Source organism: Thermoleptolyngbya sp. M55_K2018_002 (assembly GCF_015295965.1).
GTDB classification, from domain to species: Bacteria; Cyanobacteriota; Cyanobacteriia; order Elainellales; family Elainellaceae; genus Thermoleptolyngbya; species Thermoleptolyngbya sichuanensis.
This window is the reverse complement of sequence record NZ_DVEA01000300.1, coordinates 1-4,940: the sequence shown is the minus strand read 5'-3', so window position 1 is coordinate 4,940 and position 4,940 is coordinate 1. Positions and strand designations below refer to the sequence as shown.

At 58.0% G+C, this 4,940-nt stretch carries 4 protein-coding genes; 1 reads left to right on the top strand and 3 read right to left on the bottom strand.

The annotated features are described in order from the left end of the window. Window positions 1-1,382, top strand: a 1,382-nt coding sequence (locus IGS51_RS15235) for a pentapeptide repeat-containing protein (RefSeq protein WP_297079480.1), incomplete at its 5' end; no start/stop codon positions are given. A 111-nt stretch (window positions 1,383-1,493) separates the two neighbouring features. On the opposite strand, the gene IGS51_RS15230 is transcribed toward IGS51_RS15235, so the two are convergent. The 3 genes from IGS51_RS15230 to IGS51_RS15220 form a co-directional block, all read right to left on the bottom strand. Continuing rightward, entirely contained in the window at window positions 1,494-2,966 is a 1,473-nt protein-coding gene (locus IGS51_RS15230) for a glutamine synthetase family protein (RefSeq protein WP_367279352.1), read from the bottom strand. A 157-nt stretch (window positions 2,967-3,123) separates the two neighbouring features. Next, window positions 3,124-4,458, bottom strand: a complete 1,335-nt coding sequence (locus IGS51_RS15225; protein ID WP_297079476.1) for an NAD(P)-binding domain-containing protein — start codon at window positions 4,456-4,458, stop codon at window positions 3,124-3,126. A gap of 288 nt (window positions 4,459-4,746) precedes the next feature. Continuing rightward, on the bottom strand, window positions 4,747-4,940 hold a 194-nt coding region (locus IGS51_RS15220), incomplete at its 5' end, for a hypothetical protein (RefSeq protein ID WP_297079474.1).

The window sequence follows — 4,940 nt, the reverse complement described above, 5'->3', positions numbered from 1 at the left end:
ACCGGGCAACCTTTCAGCAAGTCGCCAATTTCAGCCGGGTGCGCTGGCAAGGGAATGCCGACTTTGCCCAAACCCACTGGGAAGCCGCAGCCATTTTCAACCAGAGCCAGTTTGCCCAGTCGCTATTCCTCTCAGATGCCGTGTTTGAGCAGGCAGCCACCTTCCGCGAAGTGCAGTTTGGGCAGCCCGTGAATCTGGGCGGCGCAGCCATTCAGGCGCAGACCGACTTTGGTGATGCCAGCTTTGCCCCAGGGGCCTATCTCAACGTTGCAGGGCTACAATTCAACCCCGATCGCGCCAAAATTCTCGGCAGTCCGGGGCAAATCGGCCGAGCCATTTCCGTGCCGACCCTCCAGGGCAACGAGACCATCTTGCGAAACCTGGTGCGAAACTTTCGCTCGATCGAGCAAATTGCCGATGCCAACCAGATCGGCTATCTAGCGCAACGGCTGCGATCGCGCCAAATCGAGCGCTCCCTCTGGGGCCTGAACCTGAACACCGCTTCCCAGGCACAGCTTCAGCAGATTGGCTTTTCGGCAAAACAGGCGGAGGCGATCGCCCTTTCCCGCGCCCAGCACCCCTTTCGCAGCCTCGGCGACCTGCTCAAACTCGACAGCATCGACCTAGCTACCTATGTTAAAGTGCGCGATCGCGTCGTCGCTAGCGAACCCCGCTCGATCTTTGGCTGGCTGGGCACTGCGCTGAACTGGGTCGGGCTGGCGCTGCTGCTCACCCTGACCCGCTACGGCACCAGTTCCGGTCTTACCTTTGGCGTGGGGCTAATTGCCGTCGCCTACTTTGCGCTCGTATTCTGGCTGGTAGACCGCGTGCGGCGGCTCCATCCCCAGCCCATCCTGCCCACCCCCACCGAAGCCGCGTGGATGCTCAGCAGCACCGGGCTACTGGCCACCATCGGACTATCCATCGTCTTTCGGCTCGCAGAATCACCCTGGCTCACCCTCGCCTGTCTGGGCACAGTCATCATTCCCGTCCCGGCGATCCTGCTGTTTTTGCTCTATCGCGGCGGGCGGTTCCATCCCAAAATGGACGTGAGCTACTTCGTCGAAGAGGGCACGCTGCGCCAGTTGCGGATTCTCATCGGACGCTTGCCCACCATTCCCCGCTACCCCATGTTTCGGGAGCGTTATGCACCGCTGCTGTGGGATCGCCGCTGGAACTGGCTCAACTATCTCGACCTCAGCGCCAACAACCTGCTGCGCTTCGGGTTCAACGACATCCGCCTGCGCGACGAGCATCTGCCGGGGCTAATCACCACCCTGGTCTGGTATCAGTGGGCCTTTGGACTAATCTACACCGGCCTATTGCTGTGGACGCTCTCGCGCACCATTCCAGGGCTAAACCTGCTTATTTACTTCAAGTAAATTACCTCAGGTAAGCTACTTGAAGTGAGCTACTTTAAGTGAACTGCTTTAAGTAAGGTGCTTCAAGCAAACTACTTCAAGTAACTGATCTTCAAAGGATTCATAAACACCCTACGGCAAGCAATCCAGATACATCTCCACATCCCAGTCTGAGGTCGTCGCCAGAAACTTCTCCCATTCGTCTCGCTTGTACCAGGCGTAGAGTTTATACATCTCACCCGGCAGCGCAGACCGAATCACCTCATCCTCATCCAGTCGGGCCAGCGCCTCCCCCAACGACATCGGCAGCTTTTTCACCTGCTTTCCAGCCTCCATCGCTTCGTAGAGGTTTCGGCTTTCCGGCTCACCCGGATCGAGGTTGCGCCGAATCCCATCATCAAACGCCTTCAGCAGAGCAGCCGCCATCAAGTACGGGTTGACCATCGAATCCACCGCGCGATACTCAAACCGACCCGGTGCCGAGACTCGCAGCCCGCAGGTACGATTCTGAAAGCCCCAATCCGCATAGACCGGGGCCCACAGTCCCTTATCCCACAGGCGGCGATAGGAGTTGACCGTAGAGCAGCCAATCGCCGTCAGCGCCCCCAAATGCTCAATCACGCCACCGATCGACTGTAGCCCGATCGGGCCAGGCTTGGTCTTGCTGAGGCTGGGGTCGGGCAGGAAGGTGTTTTCGCCGCCCTTGCGATAGCTAAACGTACCAGGCATTCCAGGCAGCGAATCCAGCCCCAGGGCGTTGACCTCATCCTGTCCGCCATACCACAGCGACAGGTTGTGGTGACAGCCGTTGGCCGATAGCCCCATAAACGGCTTCGACATAAAGCAGGCAATCAGATTGAATTCGCGGGCCACCTGGGCGCAGATCTGGCGATAGGTCGTGAGGCGATCGCACGTCCGCAGCGCCTCATCAAACATAAAATTCAGCTCCAACTGCCCCGGCGCATCCTCATGATCACCCTGAATCATATCCAGCCCCATCGCATTCGCATACTCAATCACCCGCAGCACCACCGGCCGCAATTCCTCAAACTGGTGGATATGGTAGCAGTTAGGCTTCGTCACTCCGCCATCCGGCTTGCCATCTGGCCCCTTCTTCAGCCACATCATCTCCGGCTCTGTGCCGTGGCGCAGGTGCAGCCCGTCGTGATCCGCCTGAAACTGGGCATGGATACGGCGCAAATTGCCGCGACAGTCAGCCGTCAGATAAGATCCGGGCGCTTCCGGCTCCTCGCGGTTGCGGAAGCACGTACAAAAGACGCGAGCCACCCGCTTGTCCCACGGCAACTGGCAAAAGGTATCCGGGTCAGGGATCGCCACCAGTTCCGACGCTTCGGGCCCGTAGCCAATATAGTTGCCGTAGCGGTCGAGAAACAGATTGGCCATCGCCCCATACACAAGCTGGATGCCCCGCTCTGCAACGCTTTCCCAGTGAGCCGCAGGAACCCCCTTACCCGTAATCCGCCCCGTCACCGACACAAACTGGTAATAGATGTACTGGATACCCAGTTCATCAATCTTGGCGCGAACCTGGGCCACCAGTTCTGCACGCCCCGGCTGAGCGACGTAGGCTTCTAGGTGGGTCAGGGTTTCCGGCTTGGGAACGAGAGCAGTCACGGGTCAACCTCCTTAGTGCAAAATCTTAGTGCAAAATCCAGGTCAGTTCAGGTAAGTCTCAAGTCAGTTCGACACAAGCAGCGAAGCAGCAGGAACCGGGACGCTAGTTCCCTAACTAGTTCCCCAACTAGTTCCCTAAGAAGCTAGCCAGCGAATCATCCATCGCCTCAATCCACGGGGTATGGTGTACCGTTGCTTCCGTCCCCGTGCAGGGAGATCGAAACACCTTATCTCGATAGCCCAAAATGCTCTGTTCCTTATCGTGTTCCCACGCCTTAAATAGCTCCGTCGTCAGTTCCCAATCACAGGAAGGATAGTCCACCTGATCCGCCAGATCGACAATGTAATCCTTCTGAAAGTCAATCTGTTCAAAGGGATTGGCCAGACTCTCTTCCCGCGCCTGCCAGTGGGCAATGTCGGCAGCCATCTCCTCATAAGGCGGCAAGGCAATGCGCCCCAGCATCACATCCCGCGCATACCACGCCTGCACATCAAACATGCTGAAGGTATAGAACTGATCCTGCATTCCCAAATACATCAGCTTGGGATTGGGCAGCCAAAAAATGCCCTTGTAGAGGGAGCCGGGATAGAGTCGGTTCTTGGTTTTGAGCCGCAGACTGTCTTCCAGAAACGGGAAGCTGTGCTGGTAGCCCACGCAGAACACGATGGCATCCACCTTTTTGCTGCTGCCGTCCTGGAAATGCGCCACTTTGCCCTCCAGCTTGGTCAGCAGCGGAACTTCTTCAATGCCCTCCGGCCACTTGAACCCCATCGGCGCAGTGCGATAGCTGATGGTGACCGATTTCGCGCCGTACTTATAGGTTTGCAGCGCAATGTCCTCGGCCGAATAGCTGCTGCCCACCACCAGCAAATCCTTCCCTGCAAATTCGCGGGCTTCTCGAAAGTCGTGGCTATGCAGAACGCGGCCGGGAAACTGCTCAATCCCCTCGAACTTGGGCAGGTTGGGAATTGAAAAGTGCCCCGTTGCAACCACCACAAAGTCGAAGGTTTCAACGCGCTCCTGGTCAGCCACCAAGTCTTTGACGCGGACGCGAAACTGTCCCTCGCCAAACTCCACCTGCCGCACGACCGTACTGAACTGAATGTAGCGCCGGAGATTGTTCTTTTTAGCCCGCCCGGTGATGTAGTCATACAGCACTTCGCGCGGCGGAAACGAGGGAATTGGGCGCTGGAAGTGTTCATCAAAGGTGTAGTCCGCAAACTCCAGGCATTCCTTGGGGCCATTCGACCAGAGGTAGCGATACATGCTGCCGTGGACGGGTTCGCCATACTCGTCCAGCCCAGTGCGCCAGGTATAGTTCCACAGCCCGCCCCAGTCGGCCTGCTTTTCAAAGCAGACGATTTCTGGAATGTCCGCCCCCTTCAGCCGCGCCTGCTCGAAGGCTTGAAGCTGAGAGAGTCCGCAGGGGCCCGCCCCAATGATCGCCACGCGAGGAGTCATCGTTTGGTTTTACCTCTTCTGCCCGACAGTTTGGAACTGAGATTAACGCTCTGAGCCTAGAGCGATCGCCCGCTCCAAATACTGGGGTTTATAGCTTGTTCCGACAAGCTGATTTTGCTAAAGCGGATACTGAATGCCGTCGGAAGGCGCAGAGGGGGGCAGTCCTTCAGTCTAGGATGCTTGCTGGGCAGGACTTTGTAAATTTTGACCAGGTTCGATGAGGTTTGGCTTGGGTGAGCAGAGATGTTTTCCTCTGGTCAGGGTTCTGGGCTTCGTTGTAGGGCGCTTCTAAGGGGCGATCGCCCGCTGGTCTTCCCCCACCCCCGCGTCCGCCATCTGCGCCTGCACCAGGGGCACATCAGCGGTGGCCAAGTGGAGGTCGAGCCGGGATTGCCCCAGCCACTCGTGATGCCAGATTAGGACGGCAATGCCATCCAGTCGGGCAGGAACCGCGCGATCGCCCGGCAGCGGTTGCAGCGTAT

Coding starts and splice junctions, on each gene's coding strand:
- IGS51_RS15225 (WP_297079476.1), bottom strand. CDS start 4,458: ATGACTCCTCGCGTGGCGATCATTGGGGCGGGCCCCTGCGGACTCTCT.